Consider the following 25885-nt stretch of genomic DNA (forward strand, 5'->3'; position numbering starts at 1 on the left):
TTTATCCATGTTTCAGAAGTTTTTGTTTTAGAAAGGCTTATGGTAGTATATAATATTAATATAAAGTAGTTAGAATTTACTATGAGTTAATTAGATAATGTAGGTGAGTTTATGGCACATTTAAATAAGGATGAAAAAATAATAGAGTTTGTATCGTTTTGCATAGAGAATTTTAAAATTAAATATAATATGAAAGGTAAAGATGTAGCTAATTTATTTAGTGAAAGTGGAGTTATTGATTTCTTGATGGAAAGTTATGATTTACTTCATACACAGGGAGCAGATTATATTTTATCTGAAATTCAATTATTTTTAGAGAATAGGGGTTATAAACTATGATACTCTATCATGGTAGTAATGTATTAGTAGAAAAACCTATCTTTATAAGAGCCAATAGAACATTAGATTTTGGACATGGATTTTATACCACAACAAGTAAAGAACAGGCATATAAATGGGCAAAAATTAAAAGTAGAAGAGAGAATTCAGATAAAGGTTTTATAAGTATATATCAATTAGAAGACGATTTGTTAAAAAAGATTAGTCTTAATGTCAGAATATTTAGAGGAGCTAGTAAGAGTTGGCTTAAATTTGTATTAGATAATAGAATGAAAGAAGGATATACACATCAATTTGATATAGTAAAGGGGTGTGTAGCAGATGATAGGGTATATGCGTGTTTAAATGCCTTTGAAAACAAATTTATGGATTTCGAAACGGCAATTAAAGAACTTAGAACTTATAAGTTAGATGATCAAGTTTCTTTTCATACAGGGGAAGCTTTAAAATACCTAAAATTTATTAATTATGAGGAAGTGTAGTTAGCTATGAGTTTGCCTAAAGTAACACAAGAAAATGTGCATATATTTATTCCCTTAAAAGCAGCCAAAGTGACAGAAAGGTTTGCTAAAAGTCATGGTATATCTAAAAAACAAGCTCTGTTGGATTTTTATAACTCAAAGGTATATGATATTTTAGAACAAGAAGATACAAAATTGTGGTATGAAGGTGTTAATTATTTATATATGGGATTAGAAATGGAAAAAAATGGGGAGAAATTAGATATTTAGATTCTTGTTTTCTCCACCATTTCCATTTCAGTATTTTGTAGATTTTCATTATTGAAGTAAGTTCTTAATTCAGGTGGGGATTCTTTTACCCCATCTGAATTTTAGAACTACAAATGCATGGCTTACTTGGCGTTGAACTCCTACTTGAATAAGTGGGAGACTTACGCCAAGTTAGTCAGGTTAAAAATTGCTAAGTGGAAAGAATATATATATAATTGAATTATGAGAATACTTGATAATGGGAGATGAGAATATGGAACCTATTAGGAATGTGTTTATTACACCAAAACAATTTGAAGAAATTCAAAGTAAATATGATGGTATTTGTGAATATCTAAATGGGGAGATATTATTTAGCTCAAGGACATCTCAAAGACATAATAGAATAGTAAGAAAGATATTATCAAAGTTAGATGCTTATTTTGATGGAAGTGAATGTGAACCTTTTTCAGAGCAAATAGAAGTTATATTTAAAAATGAAAATGAACAATATAATTTTTTACCTGATATTTTTGTTATGTGTAAGGATGCTAAAACCTTAGGTGAAAGCTTTATTTCATCACCCAAAGTGATTTTTGAAGTGGTATCTGAAAAATATTCTGATAATGATTATTTTATTAAGGCACGTATATATCAGAAATTTGGGGTACTAGAATATAATATAGTAGAACCAAGTGGAGCAATAACTCAATACACTTTAGTCAATGGAGCTTATGGAACTCCAAAAGTATTTTCTTCTAAAGATATATATACAAGTACAGTTTATAAAGATTTAAAAATTGAACTTGAAAATATATTTCATAAAGGGATTGGACAATAATAAATACTAAATTCATTTGATTAACAGAATGCTTGATGAGTTTTTAAAATAGTAAACCTACACAAATTTATGGAAATTAAATTTGTGTAGGTTTTTATATAATATGACAATAAGTAATTAGGAATATAATTACTTTAATTCAAATGTAATATATTACATTTTTAATAACAATCTAATTTGGAATAAATATTAATAGTATTTTAATTGTATTTAATATTTGTTAAAAAAGTGTAAATATATATCGAAATATATATAAAAAAACTTTAAATTTAATACAAGTTGTTACTTTTTTCTACACAAACTCCATGTTATAATTCAAAAATGAACAAAAAGAAAACAAATTATTAACAATCGGAGGAAAAATATGAGAAAAGATAAAAAAGTCATTTCTGTGATTCTGATTATCTTTTTACTGTTTTCAATATTACCGGAGAAGGTATATGGAGAAAATGAAGTAAATAAAAAGATTAATGCAAATAATATTCAGAATAATGGGAAAATTAAAAAGAAAAAAATAGGTAAGATTATTAAGGAATTATCAGAAAAAAGGACTAAGGATTCCAAAAGTTTTCAAAAGGATGATGGAAGTTATGAAATTGCACTTTATAAAACTCCTGTACATTATTTAGATAATGGTACATGGAAAGATATAGACAACACTTTAGAAGAGAAAAGTGAAAAAGATCAAAAGGGAAAGTCTAATAAATATTTACAAAATAAACAAAATGATTTTAAAGTAAAAATCTCTAAAAATTCTTCAACAGAAAAGCTTATGGAAATTCAAAAGGATAAATATAATGTATCCTGGAATTTATCTGATGCTGGTACTGCAGAGGCAGATATAGCTAAAGTAGATGAGAATAAACTTAATAGTGAAATAGATAAAACTGTGGAAGAGGAAGTTAAAAAGGATACGGAATTAAAAGAAGCTGAAGTAAAAGACAAAGATGAAGCTAAAAAGACTTTAGTTAGCAATGAAAAAACTAAAACTTTAAAAAGTGTCACTTCTTCAGTAAAATTTTCCAGCATATATAAAGATGTAGATTTGCAGTATGTGATCAGTGGAAATAATGTTAAAGAAAATATTTTGCTTAATAAGAAGATAGATAATGCAGTATTTAATTTTAATTTGAAGGTAAGTAATGTTGTACCTGTGCTTCAAGAGGACAAATCTATAATATTCTATGATTCAAAGGATAAATCAAAGGCAGTATTTAAAATAGATACACCTTTTATGTATGATAAAGTGGGAAATACCAGCGAGTCTATAGATATTACACTGAAAGAAACAAAGGAAGGCTATGCGTTAACTGTAATACCGGACAAGTCCTGGCTTCACAGCAGTGAAAGGGTATATCCTGTAACTATAGATCCTTCTATGCAGACTTCACTTAATGTAAACAGCATACATGATACCTTTGTTGCTTCTATTGATTCCAGCAACAAATGGAATAATATCTTTGTAAGAACAGGACAAACACCTGGAAATGTGGGACTTACAAAAACCTATATTAAATTTGATCTTCCTCAGCTTTCTACTGGAGATATGATAACAAATGCACAGCTTAATTTAGCTTATGCTTACAATTACAGCAGTAATCCTGGAAATCAAGTTAATGTACATAAGGTTAATACAAATTTTGATCCTAAAAATATAAATTGGGGAAGTCAGCCAAGCTATGATTCCCGTATAGAGGATTTTGCACTAGTGAATAATCCTGGACAGGACACATGGAAATCTTGGAATATAACTTCTATTGCCAAGCAATGGTTTACAAATGGAAATAACTATGGATTAATGCTAGAGCAGGATTCTGGTGGAGGCTATAGTGCCTTTTGGTCCTCAGATGTAGGGGATGCCTATTCAGGAGCAAGACCTCAAGCTTCATTTTTTTATGTGAATAATACGGGTATAGAAAATTACTGGAGCTATCATTCCCAGAGTGCAGGCAGGGCTGGAACTTCCTATGTGAATGACTACAATGGGAATTTCATATTTACACATAATGATGTGAGTATGAGTGGCAGCAGAATGCCCGTATCCATAAATCATGTTTTCAACAGTAATGACAGAAATTCAAATATTGGTTATGGAAATGGATGGAGACTTAACGTAAGTCAAAGAGTGGAACTTCAGACTATAAGCGGAGTTCAATACTATAGATACACCGATGAAGATGGTACAAGGCATTATTTTAAAAACTCCAGTGCATCACAAATCAGTGATGAATTGAATTTGGGTTTGACGCTTATAAAGGAATCAGATGGAACTATTACTATAAAAGATAAAGATGACAATAGGGCAAATTTCAATTCAGGTACCAATGATTTAAAATATATGAAGGATGCCAATGGAAATACCATGACCTTTACCTATGGAAGTACTTCTCATAATGGTGTAAGAAATGTAACTAAAATTACAGATGGAGCAGGAAGATCCACTACTTTAACTTATGTATCCTCGGGTATACTTACAACTATTGTAGAACCTTCCGGCAGAACCACAGGATATAATTATGATGGAAATGGTAATTTAACACTAATAACCTATTCAGATGGAAAGAATTCAACTTATAGCTATGATGGAAATCATAATATGAATAAGGCAGTAAATTATGATGGGTATAAAATGTCCTATGAATACTATGGAATAGCTCCTTATAGGGTAAGCAAAGTCATAGAAGCTAATAACAATGGAACATTGGGTGATGAACTGAGTATATCCTATGGAAATAATAGTACGACCTTTACAGATGTTAAAGGAAGAAAAAACATATATCAGTTTGACAACAATGGAAAGACTATTTCCATAAAGGATAGTGATGACAGTGCAGAATATTATCAATATGGGGATGCCACAAATAATACAAAACTTACATCACAATCTAAGCTTGAAAAAACTGTAATAAATTTATTATCTAATCATGAACTTGAAGGTACAGACTCTTGGTCAGCCAGTAAAGATGGAGGTAATGGCAGCAGCAGCTTTAGTACAGAAGCCAGTTATCTGGGCAGTCAAAGTATAAAAATTACAAAGACAGATAATGTAAGCAGACAGTTTTATGACCAATGGAACAACTTAACTAAGGGAAAAACCTATACCTTTTCAGCTTATGTAAAAACTGTAGGAGTATCCAATACTAACGGAAAAGGTACAACTTTAAGCTTTTATTATAAGGATAAAACTGGTGCATATAAATCCATTGATTCAAAGTATATAAATGGGAATACTGATTGGAAGAGAGTAGAACTTAGTTTTACACTTCCTAATGATGCTTCAGATACAAAGGTATTAACCAGAATAAGTATGCTTCAGGAAACTGGAACAGCCTACTTTGATAGTTTACAGCTTGAAGAAGGCAGTATTGCAAACAGGTATAATCTCATTGATCTAGGAGATATATCTGGAACGGGAACGGCACCAAATAGATGGGGTACTTCTGGAACAAATAGCTCTGCTGGAGATGGAATGATGGTATCTACAGATGCAGATCATCCTAGCAATTTAAATAATGATGTATTTAGGGTTAATGGGGCCAGAGGAGTAGAAAAGCGTATTGGACAATCTATTAAAGTAAAGGGAAAAGCTGGGGATGTATATTCTCTTGGAGCCTTTGCAAAGGGTTATTCTGTACCAGGAGGAAACTTTCAGATACAGGCAGCTTTTATTAATGGAAGTACTGCTCAGTGGGTTACCTTTGAGTTTAATAAGGCTTCAGATGCATGGCAGTATGCTTCAGGAAAGTGTATTGCAAAGTCGGATTACTCAAGAATAGATATATATTACCTCTATGGAAACAATGCAAACACAGCATATTTTGATGGTGCACAATTGTATAAGGAAGAATTTGGACAAAGCTATCAGTATGACTCTAAAGGTAATGTGATTTCTACTTCAAGTCTTGCAAAGCAGAATTCAACTTTTGAGTACAATGGTAACAATAATTTAGTGAAATCTTTAGATCCTAAGGGAAATTCCTTTAAATATGAATATGATGGTAAGCATAATGTAACAAGGGCAATATCAGCGGCTGGAACCAATTACAGCTTTAACTATGATAACTATGGAAATCCTGTAAGTACAAGAATAGGAGATGGTGCAAATTATATTCAGACAAAAGCAGAGTATACTCCCAGCGGAAATTACATTAAATCCTTAACAGATAGTCTTGGAAATAAAGTAAGTTACAATTATGATGAAACAAAGGGATTGTTAACTAGCTCAACAGATGCAAAAGGAAGTACTACAAATAATAGTTACGATGGCATGGATAGACTTACTGGGGTAAGTAAAACAGTGGGAGGACAGCAGATAACAAATAACTACAGTTACGAAAATGATAAAATAAAACAGATTACTCATAATGGCTTTAGCTACAACTTTGCCTATGATTCCTTGGGAAATAATACTAGTGTTTCTGTGGGGAATCAAAATCTTATAACAAATACCTATGAGCCAAGGACAAGCATCCTTATGAAGTCCACTTATGGTAATGGACAATCAGTTAGCAGTGCTTACGATAATCTTGACAGAGTCACAGCTAAGATGGTTAGTGGAGACAGTTCTGTTGGAGTAACCTATGATGCACAGGTGCAAAATATAGGCTGGCAGCCTTGGGTTAGTGATTTTAATACTGCTGGAACTACAGGTCAAGGCTTAAGGCTTGAAGCACTAAAAGTAAAGCTTACTACACCTGTATCTGGAATGAAAATAAAGTATCAGGCTCATGTACAAAATGTAGGCTGGCAGAACTGGGTTTATGATGGCGGTGAAGCAGGAACTATAGGACAAGGACTGAGATTAGAGGCAATAAAAATACAGCTGGAGGGTGCACCTGCAGGCTATAGTGTACGATATCAGGTTCATGTACAGGGAATGGGATGGATGGATCCTGTAAAGGATGGAGATATAGCTGGAACAGTAGGACGGAATCTTAGAATAGAGGCAATAAAAATAGTTGTGGAAAAACCAAGATATACCTATCAGTATGATGCATCGGGGAATCTTGCTTACCATAAGGATTTGGTAAACAACACAGATTATAGATACATTTATGATATATCTGACCGATTGGTAAAGGTATCGGATTCAAAGGGAAATGAGCTTAGCTATAACTATGATGCAAACAATAATATAAGTTCTGTAAATGATAAGGTGGACAATGTAAATCATACTACTAATTACAGCTATGACAAGGATGACAGACCTACAGCCGTAAAATATGGCAGCAGTGAATATAATAATAATTATGATGGTCTAGGAAGATTGACAAGCAGTATAGTAAAAACAGGTACTGCCCAGTATAATATAAACTATGGATATCTGCCGGGGGCTATGGCTTCAAAAATTGGTGTCAGCTATAAGGGCTATATAGAAAATTCAGGCTGGCAGGCAGCAAAAACCGATGGAGAAATTTCAGGAACTGTAGGTCAGGGAGCAAAATATCAGCAGACGAATATAAGCTTAACCAATGTACCTACAGATACTAATAACCCTTTGTCAAAAATAAAAATACAATATCAGACTCATGTTTCCAATATAGGCTGGCAAAACCCTGTGTATGGAGGAACTACAGCAGGAACAATAGGACCAAGTAATGAAATTCAGGCAATAAAGATAAATCTAGTGAATGCACACGGCAGGTTATCACGTATGGTATCAGGCACAGATTGAAAATTTAGGCTGGCAGGCACCAGTGCAGGATGGTCAGATTGCAGGAACCACAGGGCAAGGCTTAAGACTTGAAGCACTGAGAATATTCATAATAAAGCCAGGAGCAGATTCAAAGAACTCAGCAAAGATAGGAACAATAAACAATAATGGAAAACAGATATCCTATACTTATGACGCCAACGGAAACATACAGACTATAACTGAAAATGGAAAGACCATAAAATACACTTATAATGAATTGAATGAAGTAACCAGAGAAGATAATGCTGTACTGAATAAAACTATAGTATATACCTACGATGCAGGAGGAAATATAAGAACCAAAGTAGAATATGCATATACTACAGGAACTCTGGGAGCGGCTACAAAGACAATAAACTACGGCTATGGAGATTCCAACTGGAAGGATAAGTTAACCAGCTATAACGGCAAAAACATAAGCTATGATGCCATAGGAAATCCACTTAACGATGGAACCTACAGCTATACCTGGGAAGAAGGAAGACAGCTAAAGACCATATCAGGTGGTGGAAAGAGCATAAGCTACAAATACAATGATGCAGGAATAAGAACCCAAAAGGTAGTAAATGGAGTTACCACCAATTATCATCTTGAAGGTGACAAGGTAACCTATGAGAGCAATGGCACAGACAAAATCTACTACACCTATGACAGCGAAGGCGATCTTATAAGTATGAACCTAAATGGAACAGAGTACTACTATATAAGAAATGCCCAAGGAGATATAATAGGACTGTTTGATAAGGCAGGAACTCAGGTAGTAGCCTATACCTACGATACCTGGGGAAAGCTCATATCAACCACAGGAACTCTAGCTTCAACTGTAGGAGTTAAGAATCCATACAGGTATAGGGGCTATAGGTATGATGGTGAGACAGGGTTGTACTACTTAAATGCAAGGTATTATAATGCTGAGTGGGGCAGGTTTATTAATGCTGATGCAGCTGTAGGGAGTATTGGTGAATTAATATCACACAATATGTTTGTATATTGTTTAAATAATCCAGTTAATATGTCGGATCCTAGTGGTAATTGGCCTAGTTTTAGTAATATAATTAAGGCTGCTAAGAAAGTTATAAATACTTTTGTAAATGTAATTACTAGGATTGTAGCAGTGGCAACAGTGGTAGTAGCAGTAGCTACTGTAGTTTCAACTATAATTGGTGTAAATAATTCAGTGCAAAAACCTATTGTAAATGCTAAAATGAGGGAGTTAAAGAAAGGATGGAGTTATCGACGTGATAAGGGAGGAGTGGCAACGAGAGAGAAAGAACACGTACATGTAGAAGGTGGTGGGAAAAAGTATCAACAAGATGTTGATGGTGGTAGAAGAAAATTAGAAAATCCTTATGGATTACCTAGTCCACCAAGAAAAATAAGAGATCTTTTAAAAGAAAAAGAAGGTTGGGATTGGGATGCAAACGAGTTAAAACGTAATTTAAATAAAGTAGTAGCAGGTGGAGCTACTTATTTAGTGTATAGGGGTATTAGAATGGCACCTTCACTTGCACCGCCATTATGGTGGACAATACCCGCTAATGCGGTAGCTCCATAATATAAATAACTATATGAAGAATTATGAGGAGAAAACAGTATGAAATATTTTACGGATGAATTGTGGTGTGGAATAAATAGTGAATCAGAAAAAGAAAGAGAAAGTGCAAGTGATAAGTGGGAAATTAATCTTGAAGAATATTGTAACATATTTGAAAATGTAAAAAAATTGTTGCCAAAAAAGTTTTTAAAAATATATATGGATCAAGAAGGATTTCATGATTATAATCTTAAAAATTTTGAAATAATTCATGGAGAAAATGGATATAAAGATCCAGTATCTGTTAGTATAGTTATTAGTAATAAGGAACACACATGGAACATCATATACAATAAAATAAAAAAAATCGCTATTAATTATGAGCAAGAGTTTGATATATATGAAAGAAAAAGAAGAAAATATAGAGGATTTGATGATTATGGATATGATGAATTTTTTCAAATAGATGAAAAAACGTTGTCCCATGAGATACTTTTTGCATCAGGAGCTACCATTTTGGTACATTTCGAAAAAATTTCTATAGTTGAAATAAAAAATTAGTTAGTGCATTAAAATTTGTATCTATATCTAAGAATAATGAATACAAATGAAAAACATATAAAAGTCTAGAATAGTAAAATAAAAGTCAACAGGTGCGAACATACTGTTGATTTTTATTTTACTGAAGGCAATTGTAGAGAATAGAAACTGCCAATTTATGTTATGATCATAGATATGCTAGAAGATGACTGGAAGTAGTGCCTTATTATAAGAACCCAAAAGGTAGTAAATGGAGTTACAACAAATTATCATCTTGAAGGTGACAAGGTAACCTATGAGAGCAACGGCACAGATAAAATCTACTATACCTATGACAGCGAAGGCTACCTCATAAGTATGAACCTAAATGGTACTGAATACTACTATATAAGAAATGCCCAGGGAGATATCATAGGACTGTTTGATAAGGCAGGAACTCAGGTAGTAGCCTATATTTACGATACTTGGGGAAAACTAATATCAACAACAGGAACCCTCGCTTCAACTGTAGGAGCTAAGAATCCATACAGGTATAGGGGCTATAGGTATGATGGTGAGAGTGGTTTGTACTATTTACAGACTCGTTACTACAACGCTGAATGGGGAAGATTTATTAATGCTGATAGTTATATAGGAACTCCTGGAGAATTGTTATCATGCAATATGTTTGCATATTGTGGTAATAATCCTGTAAATAGAGATGATCCAAATGGAGAGTTTTGGGGTTTATTAGTAGCAGGTTTGGCTATTTCACCCTTAGCTGCTGTGGCAGTAACAGTAATATTAGCAGTAGCAGTAGCTCTAATAGTTGTAGCTGTAGTATCTGTGGCTGTAGCAACTTATAGAAATAGTCATATTTCTTATTCGGATAGTAGTAGTTCCAGTGGTTCATCGTCTTCTAGTAGTGGAAATAAAACTATTAAATCTAACTCTAATACTGCCAATTCTGGATCACAGCAAAAAGGTGTACAAAATAAATCGAAGCCCACAGGTGGTAAAAGATCTAAAAATAAGCTTAAACCAGATTCGAGGGCAGAAGGACCTCATACAACCTTTAAAAGAAGTCCTGATACTGGGAAAGTAACTAATTATGAAACATGGAAACCTAACCCTAAAAATCCTACAACAGGTTTTGAGAGTGAGAAACGTTATGATGGTATAGGTGAACCGCATTTTAATAAAGTAACTAAAGAAAGAATGTTACCACATGTTCATGATAAAACGGCACCTGGAGATATAAGAAAACCAATACCATGGGAAATACCTAAATAACATTTATAAAAAATAGAAAAATAACTTTTAAATTCTATAAATGAGTAAAAAGCATAATATAATTTTACAAATGGAGATGATTGTAATGAACATACTTAAATGGATAGGAAATTGGTATGCAGAAAATTGTGATGGTGATTGGGAACATTCTTATGGAGTTAATATTTCTAATCTTGATAACCCAGGATGGATGGTAAATATAGATTTAACTAATACTAAATTAGAAAATTTAAAGTTTGATACTATTGATATATCTAGAAGTGATACTGATTGGGTATATTGTAATGTCATTGATGAAGTTTTTCAAGGAAATGGAGGAGCCAACAATTTAGAAGAAATATTGAATATATTTAGAGAATGGGTAAATTTAAATACTGAAATTGATAAAAAATAATTAATTATTAATAAGTTCTATATTTAAGTAATAAGTCAGCAGGTATTGGAGCGATATTTGCTGACTTTTACTAATAATTTGTAGCTAAATTAAGTAAAAGAAGATAATGCCGCATTGATAATAAATCCCAAATTCTATCCGAGGAGGTAATATAGAGGAGACAACTCGTTTCATTGATGAATGGAGAGTTACTCATAGATTGGCAATGGTAAGATCTATATTATCAGGAAAGTTTGATGATACTTTAGGTAATGATGACATGGATGATTTAGAACGTGCTATGGAAGATTTGAAATATTGGAGTGTATAACTAAAGTAACAAAGTCCAATACGCCACCTGTAAAAACTGAAATGATACTTACAACGAACTGAATGAAATAATCAGAGAAGATAATGCTGTATTAAATAAAACTATAGTATATATACCTATGGTGAAGGAGGTTTAAATAATGGCAATAAGTAACTGGGTGTTTTCAGATGAACCCAATGTAATGGTAATAACTACAAGAAATATTATTAACAATATAAATCCTATATTATCGGTTTGGCATGATGAGGAAGATAGGATGTGGCAATTTCTTGATGGAACAGATGTTAACGAAGAAGATGCAATGATAGTGAGTTTGGAAAAAATAGTTGATATTGATAATTCTGTTGAAGAGGTTTCAAATCTTCCACTAGGATGGGTAGCATGGAGAGAGCAAAAAGGCTCTGCATGGAGAGAGCAAAAAGGCTCTGCATGGAAGAAGCAACGTGGATGATTTATAACAATTCATTATTGTAAACATAGTATTTTGGGGGTATATAGTAGAATTCTTTATTATATTAATTGTAATAATGAAAATATTATTCAAATATATACTGAAATAACAAATAAATATGGAGAAAATATATAAAAACTTAAAATATTAGTGATAAGTCAGCAGGTATTGGAATAATACTTGCTGATTTTTACTTTTATAATTTGTAACCCAATAAAATAAAAGAAGATAATGCTGTATTGAATAATACCTACGATGCAGGAGGAAATATAAGAAGCAAAGTAGAATATGCATATACTACGGAACTTTGGCAGCAGCTACAAAGACAGTAAACTACGGTTATGGGGATTCCAACTGGAAGGATAAATTAACCAGCTATAACGGCAAAAACATAAGCTATGATGCCATAGGAAATCCACTTAACGATGGAACCTACAGCTATACCTGGGAAGAAGGAAGACAGCTAAAGACCATATCAGGTAGTGGAAAGAGCATAAGCTATAAATACAATGATGCAGGCATAAGAACCCAAAAGGTAGTAAATGGAGTTACAACAAATTACCATCTTGAAGGTGACAAGGTAACCTATGAGAGCAATGGCACAGACAAAATCTACTATACCTATGACAGTGAAGGCGATCTTATAAGTATGAACCTGAGTGGAACAGAGTACTACTATATAAGAAATGTCCAGGGAGATATCATAGGACTGTTTGATAAGAATGGAACTCAAGTTGTAAGTTATACTTATGATACTTGGGGAAAATTAATATCCACCACAGGAACTCTAGCTTCAACTGTAGGAGCTAAGAATCCATACAGGTATAGGGGCTATAGGTATGATGGTGAAACAGGGTTGTACTACTTAAATGCAAGGTATTACAATGCTGAGTGGGGAAGGTTTATTAATGCGGATGCCTATGGTGGAAATGTAGGGAATTTGCTATCTCATAATGTATTTGCTTACTGCATGAACAATCCAGTAAATATGTCTGATCCTAGTGGGCAATGGGGAATTCCCGCTTTACTTAGTGTTGCTGCGAGAGTTGTTGCTACAGTAATAGCAACTGTGGCAACAATAGTGGAGTTACCTTTAATAGCTGTTGTTGGAATAGCAGTAGTAGCTACTGCTGCTTTAGTATATGAAGGAGTGCAACTTGCTAAAGCGATATCACCAAAATCGTCATCTTCAAAAAGTAAAGCTAAAACTAAAGCAAAGACTATTACTAATACAAATAAAAAAGAACAACCCACAACAAAATTATATAGGGCAATGGATTATGTTGAATATAATAGATTTACAAAGTCTGGTGGGAAATTTTCAAATTATGCTCCAGAAAGGCCAAATGTTATGGATACAAAATGGTTTGCTACGAATTCAATTAATGCTGAAAAATGGGGAAAAGCTTTAAATCCTAATGGATATAAGATTATTCAAATAACTATACCAACAAAAGCATTGAATGGTATGTACTACAATCCATATTTAGATGGAATTGGTCCAGCATATAATGGAACTGTTCCATATATGAATGCAATTATTATAGATTATGGGACGGTGAAATAGAAAATGGCTAATATCGAATATGTAAAAGTGGAGATAAAATGGTTTAGAGAAAAATATCAATTAAAACGCATACCAAGAGATGGTATACGATTTTGTACTCAAATTAAATTTGATGAAGAAGGCGAAAAATTGCCTCAATGGACTGCTGAGATAATAATTACAGAAAGTGTTAACAAATACTTATATTTTGGAAAATTAAGATATCTATTCGAGCAAGCACCGAGATACCTTTTAAAAAGTGGAAAAAAGTTTATTATATATGACGGACCAGCTCAAGTTGCACAAGGAAAAGTATTAACCGATTTTGGAAATGATATAAAATAGTAAGATTTACTGTTAAATCGGCTGTTTCATCAGTAATGAATAATCCATATTTAAAGGGAACAGTGTCTGGAGGAATAGATAAGTATGTAGAAAAAAAGGCAGAGAAATATATACCTAAAACTACAAGAGGATTTGTGTCTACTGGAAAACTTACTCTCCAGAAGTATGTAACTACGCCAGGTGCCGCTGCCAGGGTTTCAAAAGGTGCAGCAAAACATGTTGGTGCAGCAACAATTGCGTTTACTGCTAAAGATATTCTTACAAGCGTAAGTAATAAGCAGTATAAGGGTGCAGCACTTGATTTAGTTGGTGGAATTGCTGGAGTTGCAGCAGGAATTGTAATAGGAGCATTAGTAACGTCCGTTGCAGCAACTATAGGACTACCAGTAATACTAGGTTCTGCAATTGCTTTTGGTGCAACTGTTGCAGTAGGTGCTTATATAGATAATAGAATAAGTAGAAAAAGAGAAGAAATATACGGGAGTTAATGATGAGAAAAATAGGAGAAAAGTTAAAAAAGAGTATGATACCTCTTTCCATATCTTTAATTTTTATATCAATGGCTTTTAATAGATTTATAGTTTCTAGATATGGTAGAGATGCAACAATAATAATCATGGGATTAGGTGTGTTAATTGCAGTAGTTGCTACATTAGGCATATTGTATAAAAAAGAATATGTGGTAGGATTAGTAACACTTTTGGCTATGTTACCTTTTATAGTTATGGTAATAGGTGAGTATTTTCATAATGATATAGTATCTACAATTGGATTTATATCAATATTTATTGCACTACCTATAATTACTAAATTTATTAATAATTATAATAAGAATAGACATAAATAGTATAATAAATTATATTAAATAAATAAGATTAGAACTATCTAAAGGAAGAAAAAACATTGAATTTTATAAAAGTGAATATTGGAAGATTTGAGATTAGGTTCTAGTGGGATTTAATCAATTAACAGGTAAGTTATGAATATGATATAAAGATTGATAAATAATAGTAAAAATATAACAAGTATGAAGACAGCTTTTATTAATTTATATAAAAGCTGTCTTCTATTTTAAATATTAGACTAAAAGAATTGTATGTTGCTTGTAATATGAAATAGTTAATTTTAAATTTGTTAAAAGATATATAAAACAAATTGAATAGACAGAACAAAAGCTACAAATACAATGATGCAGGCATAAGGACTCAAAAGGTAGTAAATGGAGTTACCACTAATTATCATCTTGAAGGTGACAAGGTAACCTATGAGAGCAATGGTACAGACAAAATCTACTATACCTATGACAGTGAAGGCGATCTTATAAGTATGAACCTAAATGGAACAGAGTACTACTATATAAGAAATGCCCAAGGAGATATCATAGGACTGTTTGATAAAGCAGGAACTCAGGTAGTAGCTTGTGTTTATGATACTTGGGGAAAACTAGCATCTATGACAGGAACTCTCGCTTCAACTGTAGGAGCTAAGAATCCATACAGGTATAGGGGCTATAGGTATGATGGTGAGACAGGATTGTACTATTTACAGACCCGTTACTACAACGCTGAATGGGGAAGATTTATAAATGCGGATAGTTATATAGGAACTCCCGGAGAATTGTTATCATGCAATATGTTTGCATATTGTAGTAATAATCCTGTAAATAGAGATGATCCAAATGGAGAGTTTTGGGGATTATTAGCAGCGGCTTTTGTTATTTCACCGTTAGCTGCTGTGGCAGTAACAGTAATATTAGCAGTAGCAGTAGCTCTAATAGTTGTAGCTGTGGTATCTGTGGCTGTAGCAACTTATAGAAATAGTCATATTTCTTATTCGGATAGTAGTAGTTCATCTTCTTCTAAAAGCTCTGGATCATCTAAAGGAAGAAGTAGTTCGTCAACAAAATCCAATAATGTAAAGCCAGGACCGTATTCTCATTTGGAGAATCCAAAGGGAGTTTCTAGTGGAAAAGATTTTACACCAACTCAAAAGAAGAAAGTAATTGAAGAAAATAAAAAAAGAAATGGAGGAAAAGTTAAATCAGATGATAGTTCGGATTTTTATCCTAATCTTGTAAAACCTGAAAAAAGCAAAAAAGGTGTAACACCTCCAGCAAATGAGTGGCAAATTGATCATATAATACCTAAATCTAAAGGTGGTACAAATGGTTATGATAATGCTAGAGTAATCTCACGTCATTTGAATAGATTGAAATGGGATAAATAAAGAGGAGTGAAAAATGTGAATAGTAATTTTTATAAGATTCCATGTAAAAAAGAACAACTTTGGCAAGGATGTATATTGGCATCTATTGCTCATGCTATAATGGTTGCACATTATCCAGAAATGTCAAATGAACATTCATGGGATGGAATGAATTATAGTACTCAGGATAGTTCTGGAACTAGAGGAACTATAACTTTTAGTGATAAATATTATGTGGGTGCTTTTAGAAATGATAATAGTGAGAGATTAAATAATAAAGATGGAGTATTAAAATATATTCAATATTTTAATGGGGTTCCACAAGATATTATAAAATTATCAGAAGAAGAAGCATTACAATATCTGCTTGAAGATATTAATGGAAAAACTATTCCTGTTATAACAACAGCATTTTGGGGGGATGAAAATGATGGCTTTTCAAATGATAAAATTAATGATTTTAAAGAAAATGGGGGGTTTTTATTAGAAGTACAAATGATGGAAATAGATAAAGCCATTAATGAATGGAAAGAATATTACGAGATGACACAGAAGCAGGTTGATTTATTAATAAGTATATATAAGAGAAAAGAAAATTCTCCTAATGAAATAATAACTTTATCTGAGAAAGAAATAGATAAAATAGGTACAGAGGATAAAGAAGGATTATATGAAAGCAAAATTTCTTTTGAAGAAATAGGGATACAATGGGAAAATTAATGTAAAATATATTAACAATCTTTTTGTAAGGAATATAAGTTTATGAATGAATTATTAAGTAAACTTTTTAGAATTAAATTTACAGTGATAAAGTATAATATATTGATACAGGAATTTGTTGTAATAAGTTAAAATTAAAAGAATAACTTAAGAGGATTGTAAATATAGTTAAAGAAAAATTTCAATGTAAAACAAAGTTAAAGTTAGAGAAGGACAGTAGAGAAAGTGTTCTTCTCTTTTCTTTTGAGAGCAATGGCACAGACAAAATCTACTACACCTATGACAGTGAAGGCGATCTTATAAGTATGAACCTAAATGGAACAGAGTACTACTATATAAGAAATGCCCAAGGAGATATGGACTGTTTGATAAGGCAGGAACTCAGGTAGTAGCTTATACTTACGATACTTGGGGAAAACTAATATCCACCACAGGAACTCTGGCTTCAACTGTAGGGGCTAAGAATCCATACAGGTATAGGGGCTATAGGTATGATGGTGAGACAGGGTTGTACTACTTAAATGCAAGGTATTATAATGCTGAGTGGGGCAGGTTTATTAATGCTGATGCTTATGGTGGAAATGTAGGAGATTTGCTATCTCATAATATGTTTGCTTATTGCATGAATAATCCAGTTAATATGTCTGATCCTAGTGGTAATTGGCCTAGCTTTAGTGGTAATTGGCCTAGCTTTAGTGGTAATTGGCCTAGCTTTAGTGGTATAATCAAAGCAGCAAAAAGTGTTGTTAAAAATATTGTTAAGACAGTTGTTACCGTAGTTGTCAAAGCATCAACTGCTGTTGTTAAGAGTGTTAAATCCACTGTTTCAAGAATAATGAATAATCCATATTTGAAGGGAAGTACATCTGGAGGAATAGATAAAGCTGGAGAACATGCAGCAAAAAAATATATATCTAAAACTACTAGGGGATTTGTGTCCACTGGAAAGCTGACTATCCAGAAATATGTAACTACACCAGGTGCTGCCGCCAGAGCGGCAAAATTTACTGCAAAAAAGGTTGGGGTAGGAAGTGTAATATTTACTGGTATTGATATGTATGAAAGTGCAAGTGATAAAAAATATGTTGGTGCTGGTATTAATTTTCTTGCTGGAGCCATTGGAGTTGGTGCAGGGATGATATTAGGTGCAGTAGGAGGAATTGCTATATCTTTTGGATTACCAGTACTTGCAGTTGGAGCAGGAGTATTTGTAGCTGGAGTAGTAGTAGGTGTATTTATAGATAAGGGAGCAAATGCAATAACGGATTGGTATTACAGGAGGAAAGAAAAAAATGGATCATAAAAAACTTTTACAAAGGTTATCTTTTGCAGGAGTATTTGTAGGATTTACAATTAGCGGTTTTTTATATAAATATTTAGGTATTAGTGAACATAAATCAAGTCTTATAGTTATTGCTATATGTATAGTGATTTTTTTAAGTATTATAATGTATCTTATATACAAAAAGCATTATTTAGGAGCTTTAATTCTATTTCTTCCTATGTTGCCTGTTTTTATAGGAATAGTAGGTACATATATAGGAAATATGTACATGATAATAGGTGGTTTAGTAGGATTCTTTATTGTAGGAATTGCAATAATAAAAATAGCATCTAAATATATACCAAAGTAAGAAATAAATATAGAGGAAACATATAAGAACTTAAAATATTAGCAATAAGGTCAGCAAGTATTAGAACAATACTTGCTGACCTTTACTTTAATAATGTGTAACTATAGATATCCAAGTTCAATACTAAATTGTTTATAGTAACTTTTGGCATTAACAAGAGGTTTCATAACAGAATGCATTTTATCTGAATTACAATCGAGAAATAGTTTTTCGAGCTTTACACTGAAAGCATGTATCTTTAAGGCATTCCCATACATTTTCTTGTGGGTTTAGCATAGGGGAATATGTTGGTAAATTAATCAGAAACAATTCTTTATTATGTAACTGTGCGAATTCTTCGATATTTTTTGCTTTGTGGATTCTGTAATTGTCCCATATTAAACTATAGTATATACACGATGCAGGAGGAAATATAAGAAGCAAAGTAGAATATGCAGATACTACAAGAACTCAGGCAGTAGCCTATACTTACGATACTTGGGGTAAGCTCATATCAACCACAGGAACTCTAGCTTCAACTGTAGGCGCTAAGAATCCATACAGGTATAGGGGCTATAGGTATGATGGTGAGACAGGGTTGTACTACTTAAATGCAAGATATTATAATGCTGAATGGGGAAGGTTTATAAATGCGGATGCCTATGGTGGAAATGTAGGGAATTTGCTATCTCATAATGTATTTGCTTACTGCATGAATAATCAAGTTAATATGTCTGATCCTAGTGGTAATTGGCCTACATGGAACGATATAAAAAGTGGATTGTCTAAAATTAAAAGAGGAGTGTCTAATGCATTGTCTAAAGTCACTGCGTGGGTAGCAGATAAAGCAGAAGCAGTTTTATCTCTTAAGCCCCGAAATAATCTTGGACAATTGCCTATACATTTAATATAATGTAGAAAGTGATTGGAGGAAAGTTATGAAAGGCAAAAGTTATACAAAAGAATTAAAAGAAGAAATATTGAGAGAAGTAAAGGATGTAGGAAATGTTTCTTTAGTATCAAGAAGACATGGTATATCAAAATCAACCATATTTACTTGGATAAAGAAATCTGAGAATAAGGATGAGATTAAGGTTAAGCCAGGAAGAAAGGCTTTAGTTGAGGGACAAAAAGAGTTTGAAAGTGAAATTACAGAAGTAACAAAAGAGAATGATCATCTTAAAAAGATTTTAGGTGAAAAAGATTTAGAAATAGCTATCCTTAAAGATTTAATAAAAAAAGCAAACCCTCAATTAAAGATAAAGTAGCAATAGCTAAAAAATATATACATCAAGGATATAACGCAGTTTTTGTGCTTAAAACAGTTAGGCTTCTTAGATCAACATATTACTATAATTTAAGTGTTGAAGGCAAACAAAAATCAAAACCTAAAGGCGGTAAGCCTAGAGGATACAGCCTAAATAAAAAGAATCAAAAGGTATGTGATGACCTTATTAAAGAGTTTATTATTGAGTCAATTGATGGTGATGCCATTAATTATGGTTATAGAAAAATAACTTATCATCTGCGAAAATATTATAATCTTATAATTAATCCTAAGAAGGTTTACAGGCTTTGCAAGGAGCTTGGCATACTTAAAGATCAAAGAGTTATCAAACCTAAAGTGAAAAAAACTATTGCAGCTAACAGAATTATAACAGGTTCCAATCAGCTTTGGGAAATGGATATAAAGTATGGTTATATTCATGGTCAAGATAAATTCTTCTACTTGTTAAACCTAATTGATATTTTTGATAGAAGTATTATTGATTATCACATGGGATTTCACTGTGAAGCTAAAGATGCGTCAGCATTATTAAGAAAATGTTTAATAAGAAGAAATCTATTTGAGGAAGGAGTTAACAAGCCTGTAATAAGAACAGATAACGGACCACAGTTTGTAAGTTATAAATTTAGTGAATGCTGTGAGGAAATCAAGGTAGAACACGAGAGAATACCAGTAAAAACACCAAATAAAAATGCTCATATAGAATCATTTCACCGAATACTTGAGGATGAATGTTTTAAAAATAATGAATTTGAAACTTATGCACAAGCCTATGAGGCAGTAAACGATTTTATGGTTCGATATAATGACAGAAGAATACATTCAAGCTTAGGTTTTATGTCACCAAATGAATTTTATACCCTTCATTTTAGAGAAAATCTAACTGGTATTGAAATAAGGGTCTAATTCTAAGAAAATCAAAGAATTTATTATGTTTTGTCCAAAATGAAGGGGTTAATCCGGCCGTCAAACTAAGATAAACTTTAAATAATTATATGAGTTGTATAAGGAGGTTTCTATGAGAGGTATTTCTTTTAAAATATCTAATGAATATAATGACTATCTATATAAATTATTTATGGATATTAACTTAGATAGTTTTGTTTGGGATATATGTGATAGTGAGATTTTATATGAAGATGATACAAAAGAATTTAACAATAGAATCATCAGTGGGCAGAAATTTCTTAATAATATTAATAAAGAGAAATATTATATTGTATATGCTGATATTAAAGCTTTTAAATGTAAATCCCAAATAAGAAATATTGATAATTATGAGGATTTTTTAAATAGCTCTTGTGAAATTGTATTATTTATCGTGGATTCAATTTACTGTGAAGTATACTGTAAAGATATAAGTATAATAAATGTTATGATGAAAAATTGTAAACTTTTTTCATTCAAGGATATAAATATATTAACAAAAGAAAATGATAGTAGAAAATATTTCAATATTTTCTAAGCCATACGAAGTAACCAGAGAAGATAATGCTGTACTAAATAAAACTATAGTATATACCTATAATGCAGGAGGAAATATAAGAAGCAAAGTAGAATATGCATATACTGCAGGAACTCTAGGAGCGGCTACAAAGACAGTAAACTACGGCTATGGAGATTCCAACTGGAAGGATAAATTAACCAGCTATAATGGTAAAAACATAAGCTATGATGCCATAGGAAATCCACTTAACGATGGAACCTACAGCTATACCTGGGAAGAGGGAAGACAGGTAAAGACCATATCAGGTAATGGAAAGAGCATAAGATATCAATGAATCTTACTTAGTGGAAATCTTTACTTCCACTAAGTTTTAGATGAATTATCTAGGGACGTGTGAATGTTAGCTCCACCCAGAAAAGGTGGAGGTTACAGACACTAGTCATCAGGAAAGTACAATGATGCAGGCATAAGGACTCAAAAGGTAGTAAATGGAGTTACAACAAATTACCATCTTGAAGGTGACAAGGTAACCTATGAGAGCAATGGTACAGACAAAATCTACTATACCTATGACAGTGAAGGCGATCTTATAAGTATGAACCTAAATGGAACAGAGTACTACTATATAAGAAATGCCCAAGGAGATATCATAGGACTGTTTGATAAAGCAGGAACTCAGGTAGTAGCTTATACTTATGATACTTGGGGAAAACTAATATCCACCACAGGAACTCTGGCTTCAACTGTAGGAGCTAAAAATCCATACAGGTATAGGGGTTATAGGTATGATGGTGAGACAGGGTTGTACTACTTACAGACCCGTTATTATAACGCTGAATTGGGAAGATTTATAAATGCTGATAGTTATATAGGAACTCCTGGAGAATTGTTGTCATGCAATATGTTTGCATATTGTGGTAACAATCCTGTAAATAGAGATGATCCAAATGGAGAGTTTTGGGGATTATTAGCAGCGGCTTTTGTTATTTCACCCTTAGCTGCTGTGGCAGTAACAGTAATATTAGCAGTAGCAGTAGACCTAATAGTTGTAGCAGTGGTGTCTGTGGCTGTAGCAACTTATAGAAATAGTCATATTTCGTATTCGGATAGTAGTAGTTCATCTTCTTCTAGTAGAGGGAATAAAACTATTAAATCTAATTCCAACACTGCTAACTCTGTATCTCAACAAAAAGGTGTACAAAATAAATCAAAGCCTACAGGTGGTAAAAGATCTAAAAATAAGCTTAAACCAGATTCGAGAGCAGAGGGGCCTCATACAACATTTAAAAGAAGTCCTGATACTGGGAAAGTAACTAATTATGAAACATGGAAACCTAACCCTAAAAATCCTACAACAGGTTTTGAGAGTGAGAAACGTTATGATGGTATAGGTGAACCGCATTTTAATAAAGTAACTAAAGAAAGAATGTTACCACATGTTCATGATAAAACGGCACCTGGAGATATAAGAAAACCAATACCATGGGAAATACCTAAATAACATTTATAAAAAATAGAAAAATAACTTTTAAATTCTATAAATGAGTAAAAAGCATAATATAATTTTACAAATGGAGATGGTTGTAATGAACATACTTAAATGGATAGAAAATTGGTATGCAGAAAATTGTGATGGTGATTGGGAACATTCTTATGGAGTTAATATCTCTAATCTTGATAACCCAGGATGGATGGTAAATATAGATTTAACTAATACTAAATTAGAAAATTTAGAGTTTGATACTATTGATATATCTAGAAGTGATACTGATTGGGTATATTGTAATGTCATTGATGAAGTTTTTCAAGGAAATGGAGGAGTGAACAATTTAGGGGAAATATTGAATATATTTAGAGAATGGGTAAATTTAAATACTAAAACTGATAAAAAATAATTAATTATTAATAATAATAAGTTCTATATTTAAGTAAAAGTCAGCAGGTACTGGACCAATACTTGCTGACTTTTACTTTAGTAATTTGTAACTAAATAAAGTAAAAGAAGATAATACTGTACATAATAAATCCTAAATTTTATCTTAGGAGGTAATATAATGTTAAAATCAAATGAACAAATAACATTTTCTGGAGATGTCCTTATTAAAGCATTAAGAGAAATAGAACTTATTTTAATATCATTACATAAAATGGGATCTTATTATGGAATAATGCATGAAGAAGGTAAAGATCTTGACAATAGAGAATATGAAAAGGAGACAACTCGTTTCATTGATGAATGGAGAGTTACTCATAGATTGGCAATGTTAAGATCTATATTATCAGGAAAATTTGATGATACTTTAGGTGATGATGATATGGATGATTTAGAACGTGCCATGGAAGATTTGAAATATTGGAGTGCACCAGGTGATAAATCACCTGGTAAAATAGGAAAGTAAATATTATTATTTAGAGTCATGTTATATAAGATTGTTAGGAATACACAATATAATTTTTAATAATAGATTATACAAATTACAAAGAAAACTAATGGGTTAAAATATATCTATTGGTTTCTTTGTAATTAAAACCTTTTTTAAGGAATTTGTATAGAAGTAGTTCATCAATAAAATTGTTATTTCAAGACATAAATATCCTTCAGCAATGTTTAGAAAAGGTGGAATGGGAGCGAGTGTAAGACCATTTTCACCTTCTGATAATAGAGGAGCTGGTTCTGCATTAGGTCATAAATTAAGAGCATTCCCAGATGGAACAAGAGTAAGAATTAAAATTGGTGATTAAGTAAATAATAGAAGGTGGTTTTACATATGAAATCAATATATGAATTAATAGATAAATCTCAAGAAACCTGGAATATTTTACAAGAGTGGAAAAGAGAATCTACTAATAAAGTTGAATTTTTGCCAGCAAATAAAAATAATGCTGAAAAAGTATTATATGATTTACAAGTAACAGCTAAATCTATATTGGGAGCTATATCGTACTATACAGGTGGTATATTGGTGGCAAATGGATGGGTTAGAATATTGGGAAGTGGTGCAGATAATTTTAATAGGGATATTTCCATATGGAATAAGTTAAAATTAGATGGAGCATTATTAGTAGCAGATGATGTAATTGGAGGTTTTTTTGCAATAAATGGAGGATATTTTGAAGGTGAAGTAGGTAATATATTCTATCTTGCCCCAGATACATTGGAGTGGGAAGACTTGGAATTGAAGTTTTCAGATTTTGTTTATTGGACTTTTACAGGAGATATAAGTAAATTTTACGAAATATTTCGATGGGCAGAATGGGAAAAAGAAACTAGTAAAGTGACAGGTGATATGGGGATATTAAATTATCCTTTCTTGTGGGCAGAAAGTGAAGAAATAGAGAAGCGATCAAGAAAAGTTGTACCAATCGAGGAGTTATGGGGAATAACAAATGAAAATAAAAAAAGACTAGGATTATAATAAATTTACTTGTTATAGATATATGGAAATACAATGATACAATTAATAAAAGAATAGTTTTTATCAATATTATGAATGGGGAGTAAGTTCCTATTATATGGGAGATGACTTATTTAGTCATCTTTTTGCCATTATATAAGAAACGCCCAAGGAGATATTATAGGACTGTTTGATAAGGCAGGAACTCAGGTAGTATCCTATGTAAAAACAGGTACATAATATTAACCGCTTTAATATGCAAATTTAGTTACTATATTCCAAAAATGTTTTAGTTTATTAAAATTAATACGATAATAGAAATAGAGTGTATAGTTATATTATTAAGCAATATTAGGGGGGGATTTTAAATGAAAAAAATTATAATTATTGCAATGAGTTTTTGTTTTACTTTTTTATTTGGAAGTATAGCCTTAGCTGCTACTTCTGTAAATGAAGTAGAACCAAATAGTTCAGCTAGTGAAGCGCAGCTTATAGAAAGATGTAATGTAGACCCTGCTAAGGTTATTAGTGGAAATTATGAAAATCAGAATACAGTAATTGGAAATGTTACAGATACTTCTGACGAAGATTGGTATAAGGTTTATTTACCAGCAGATGAGAATACTATTTTATCTATTAATAGTTCAGCACTCAGTGGAACAGGTATTTTTGATGTTTATGATGAAAATCTAAATCTCATTTCTACAGTTTTATACCAGAAAGATTATAGTGTTATGGGATTTAAAGCATATCGTATAGGTATTCCAACATCAGGTAACTATTATGTTAAAGTATCTAGTTCTTTAACTACAGGTGAATATAGATTTTCAATAGGTAAACCTACATATAATGTAGGCTCATATACGTACAAAGCTTTAAATCCATGTACTTTAACTACAACAATAAGCTCAGTTCAAGCTACTTATGATCTTAGGAATATATCAACAATACCTAATAATGCAATTGTTTATTATCTTTCTATAGATGGTACAAAAACTAATTATGCAAGTAATCAATACAGAAGTATAAAAATCGATGGGGATTCTTCATGGATTACTACATCTATGTACACATATGTTGCAGATGTACCTGTTGCCAGCAATAAAATTTTAAAGAACCAATGGAGATTCAAGCTTGATGGAAGCGTATCTCAAAGTTATGGTACTTTTAGCTTAATTCCAGAAATTAGATTTTCCTATGTGTATCCTGTGTTACCACAGTAATTACAAAATTTATTATT

The 25885-nt window shown here is 32.0% G+C and carries 30 protein-coding genes; 29 read left to right on the top strand and 1 reads right to left on the bottom strand.

The annotated features are described in order from the left end of the window. The first annotated feature begins 111 nt into the window (after positions 1-111). From CLPA_RS03575 to CLPA_RS03660, 18 genes are all read left to right on the top strand, one after another. Positions 112-339 carry a DUF3791 domain-containing protein gene (locus tag CLPA_RS03575; protein WP_004455414.1) on the top strand — a complete coding sequence of 76 codons (228 nt, stop codon included), beginning with the start codon at positions 112-114 and terminating at the stop codon, positions 337-339. Further along, positions 336-821, top strand: a complete 486-nt coding sequence (locus tag CLPA_RS03580; RefSeq protein WP_004455412.1) for a DUF3990 domain-containing protein — start codon at positions 336-338, stop codon at positions 819-821. Before CLPA_RS03575 ends, CLPA_RS03580 begins: the two co-directional genes overlap by 4 nt. A 6-nt stretch (positions 822-827) precedes the next feature. Continuing rightward, positions 828-1070 (top strand): hypothetical protein, encoded by a 243-nt coding sequence (locus CLPA_RS03585; protein ID WP_004455410.1) that lies wholly within the window; start codon positions 828-830, stop codon positions 1068-1070. 253 nt (positions 1071-1323) lie between these two features. Beyond that, positions 1324-1890, top strand: a complete 567-nt coding sequence (locus CLPA_RS03590) for a Uma2 family endonuclease (RefSeq protein WP_034829544.1) — start codon at positions 1324-1326, stop codon at positions 1888-1890. Between the two features lie 364 nt (positions 1891-2254). Then, positions 2255-7564: a DNRLRE domain-containing protein gene (locus CLPA_RS19995; protein WP_004455407.1), complete on the top strand. Its 5310-nt coding sequence runs from the start codon at positions 2255-2257 to the stop codon at positions 7562-7564. Then, complete coding sequence (locus CLPA_RS21570) at positions 7521-9140, top strand: RHS repeat-associated core domain-containing protein (RefSeq protein WP_080751510.1); 1620 nt, start codon at positions 7521-7523, stop codon at positions 9138-9140. Before CLPA_RS19995 ends, CLPA_RS21570 begins: the two co-directional genes overlap by 44 nt. 39 nt (positions 9141-9179) lie before the next feature. Continuing rightward, entirely contained in the window at positions 9180-9680 is a 501-nt protein-coding gene (locus CLPA_RS03605) for a hypothetical protein (protein ID WP_004455405.1), read from the top strand. 297 nt (positions 9681-9977) lie between these two features. Beyond that, entirely contained in the window at positions 9978-10931 is a 954-nt protein-coding gene (locus CLPA_RS20000; protein ID WP_472297987.1) for an RHS repeat-associated core domain-containing protein, read from the top strand. Between the two features lie 40 nt (positions 10932-10971). Continuing rightward, positions 10972-11325 carry an immunity 53 family protein gene (locus CLPA_RS03615; protein WP_236900377.1) on the top strand — a complete coding sequence of 118 codons (354 nt, stop codon included), beginning with the start codon at positions 10972-10974 and terminating at the stop codon, positions 11323-11325. A gap of 449 nt (positions 11326-11774) precedes the next feature. Then, complete coding sequence (locus tag CLPA_RS03620; protein ID WP_003446360.1) at positions 11775-12086, top strand: hypothetical protein; 312 nt, start codon at positions 11775-11777, stop codon at positions 12084-12086. 307 nt (positions 12087-12393) lie between these two features. Beyond that, positions 12394-13653 (top strand): RHS repeat-associated core domain-containing protein, encoded by a 1260-nt coding sequence (locus CLPA_RS03625; protein WP_003446359.1) that lies wholly within the window; start codon positions 12394-12396, stop codon positions 13651-13653. Between the two features lie 3 nt (positions 13654-13656). Further along, positions 13657-13977 (top strand): hypothetical protein, encoded by a 321-nt coding sequence (locus tag CLPA_RS03630; protein ID WP_003446358.1) that lies wholly within the window; start codon positions 13657-13659, stop codon positions 13975-13977. Between the two features lie 35 nt (positions 13978-14012). Continuing rightward, positions 14013-14465 (top strand): hypothetical protein, encoded by a 453-nt coding sequence (locus tag CLPA_RS03635; protein WP_003446357.1) that lies wholly within the window; start codon positions 14013-14015, stop codon positions 14463-14465. Continuing rightward, complete coding sequence (locus CLPA_RS03640) at positions 14465-14824, top strand: hypothetical protein (RefSeq protein WP_143756614.1); 360 nt, start codon at positions 14465-14467, stop codon at positions 14822-14824. Before CLPA_RS03635 ends, CLPA_RS03640 begins: the two co-directional genes overlap by 1 nt. Before the next feature lie 308 nt (positions 14825-15132). Continuing rightward, positions 15133-16203, top strand: coding sequence for an RHS repeat-associated core domain-containing protein (locus CLPA_RS03645; protein WP_003446355.1), 1071 nt, complete (start codon positions 15133-15135; stop codon positions 16201-16203). A gap of 15 nt (positions 16204-16218) precedes the next feature. Continuing rightward, positions 16219-16902 carry a hypothetical protein gene (locus CLPA_RS03650; RefSeq protein ID WP_003446354.1) on the top strand — a complete coding sequence of 228 codons (684 nt, stop codon included), beginning with the start codon at positions 16219-16221 and terminating at the stop codon, positions 16900-16902. A gap of 439 nt (positions 16903-17341) precedes the next feature. Continuing rightward, positions 17342-18205 (top strand): RHS repeat-associated core domain-containing protein, encoded by an 864-nt coding sequence (locus tag CLPA_RS21575; RefSeq protein ID WP_236900406.1) that lies wholly within the window; start codon positions 17342-17344, stop codon positions 18203-18205. Next, positions 18195-18536: a hypothetical protein gene (locus CLPA_RS03660; RefSeq protein WP_003446352.1), complete on the top strand. Its 342-nt coding sequence runs from the start codon at positions 18195-18197 to the stop codon at positions 18534-18536. Before CLPA_RS21575 ends, CLPA_RS03660 begins: the two co-directional genes overlap by 11 nt. A 189-nt stretch (positions 18537-18725) precedes the next feature. Here CLPA_RS03660 and CLPA_RS20325 read toward each other — a convergent pair whose 3' ends face one another. After that, on the bottom strand, positions 18726-18959 hold the full coding sequence (locus CLPA_RS20325; RefSeq protein ID WP_076719172.1) for a transposase: 234 nt from the start codon (positions 18957-18959) through the stop codon (positions 18726-18728). Here CLPA_RS20325 and CLPA_RS21580 point away from each other — a divergent pair. The 11 genes from CLPA_RS21580 to CLPA_RS03715 all read left to right on the top strand — a co-directional run bounded on the left by CLPA_RS21580 (position 18949) and on the right by CLPA_RS03715 (position 25868). Next, positions 18949-19428, top strand: coding sequence for an RHS repeat-associated core domain-containing protein (locus tag CLPA_RS21580; RefSeq protein ID WP_257786242.1), 480 nt, complete (start codon positions 18949-18951; stop codon positions 19426-19428). The genes CLPA_RS20325 and CLPA_RS21580 overlap by 11 nt on opposite strands. Positions 19429-19453: 25 nt before the next feature. Next, on the top strand, positions 19454-19783 hold the full coding sequence (locus CLPA_RS03670) for a transposase (RefSeq protein ID WP_003441125.1): 330 nt from the start codon (positions 19454-19456) through the stop codon (positions 19781-19783). Between the two features lie 44 nt (positions 19784-19827). Next, the gene (locus tag CLPA_RS03675) at positions 19828-20709 is read left to right on the top strand and encodes an IS3 family transposase (protein ID WP_003441126.1); all 882 of its coding nucleotides are present in this window, start codon (positions 19828-19830) and stop codon (positions 20707-20709) included. 112 nt (positions 20710-20821) lie between these two features. Beyond that, positions 20822-21268, top strand: coding sequence for a DUF2691 family protein (locus CLPA_RS03680; protein WP_003446350.1), 447 nt, complete (start codon positions 20822-20824; stop codon positions 21266-21268). Beyond that, on the top strand, positions 21237-21584 hold the full coding sequence (locus CLPA_RS03685) for a hypothetical protein (protein WP_003446349.1): 348 nt from the start codon (positions 21237-21239) through the stop codon (positions 21582-21584). The genes CLPA_RS03680 and CLPA_RS03685 overlap by 32 nt, the downstream gene beginning before the upstream one ends. Positions 21585-21806: 222 nt before the next feature. Continuing rightward, positions 21807-22751 carry an RHS repeat-associated core domain-containing protein gene (locus CLPA_RS20015; RefSeq protein ID WP_472297988.1) on the top strand — a complete coding sequence of 315 codons (945 nt, stop codon included), beginning with the start codon at positions 21807-21809 and terminating at the stop codon, positions 22749-22751. Between the two features lie 40 nt (positions 22752-22791). After that, on the top strand, positions 22792-23145 hold the full coding sequence (locus CLPA_RS03695) for an immunity 53 family protein (protein ID WP_236900378.1): 354 nt from the start codon (positions 22792-22794) through the stop codon (positions 23143-23145). Between the two features lie 159 nt (positions 23146-23304). After that, positions 23305-23649, top strand: coding sequence for a hypothetical protein (locus tag CLPA_RS03700; RefSeq protein WP_003446346.1), 345 nt, complete (start codon positions 23305-23307; stop codon positions 23647-23649). A 205-nt stretch (positions 23650-23854) separates the two neighbouring features. Further along, complete coding sequence (locus tag CLPA_RS21060) at positions 23855-23992, top strand: hypothetical protein (protein ID WP_155760351.1); 138 nt, start codon at positions 23855-23857, stop codon at positions 23990-23992. Between the two features lie 26 nt (positions 23993-24018). After that, entirely contained in the window at positions 24019-24666 is a 648-nt protein-coding gene (locus CLPA_RS03710; protein ID WP_003446344.1) for a DUF2625 family protein, read from the top strand. A 347-nt stretch (positions 24667-25013) separates the two neighbouring features. Beyond that, positions 25014-25868, top strand: a complete 855-nt coding sequence (locus tag CLPA_RS03715) for a hypothetical protein (RefSeq protein ID WP_003446342.1) — start codon at positions 25014-25016, stop codon at positions 25866-25868. The last annotated feature ends 17 nt before the right edge of the window (positions 25869-25885 follow it).

This window comes from Clostridium pasteurianum DSM 525 = ATCC 6013 (genome assembly GCF_000807255.1).
Taxonomy (GTDB): Bacteria; Bacillota; Clostridia; order Clostridiales; family Clostridiaceae; genus Clostridium_I; species Clostridium_I pasteurianum.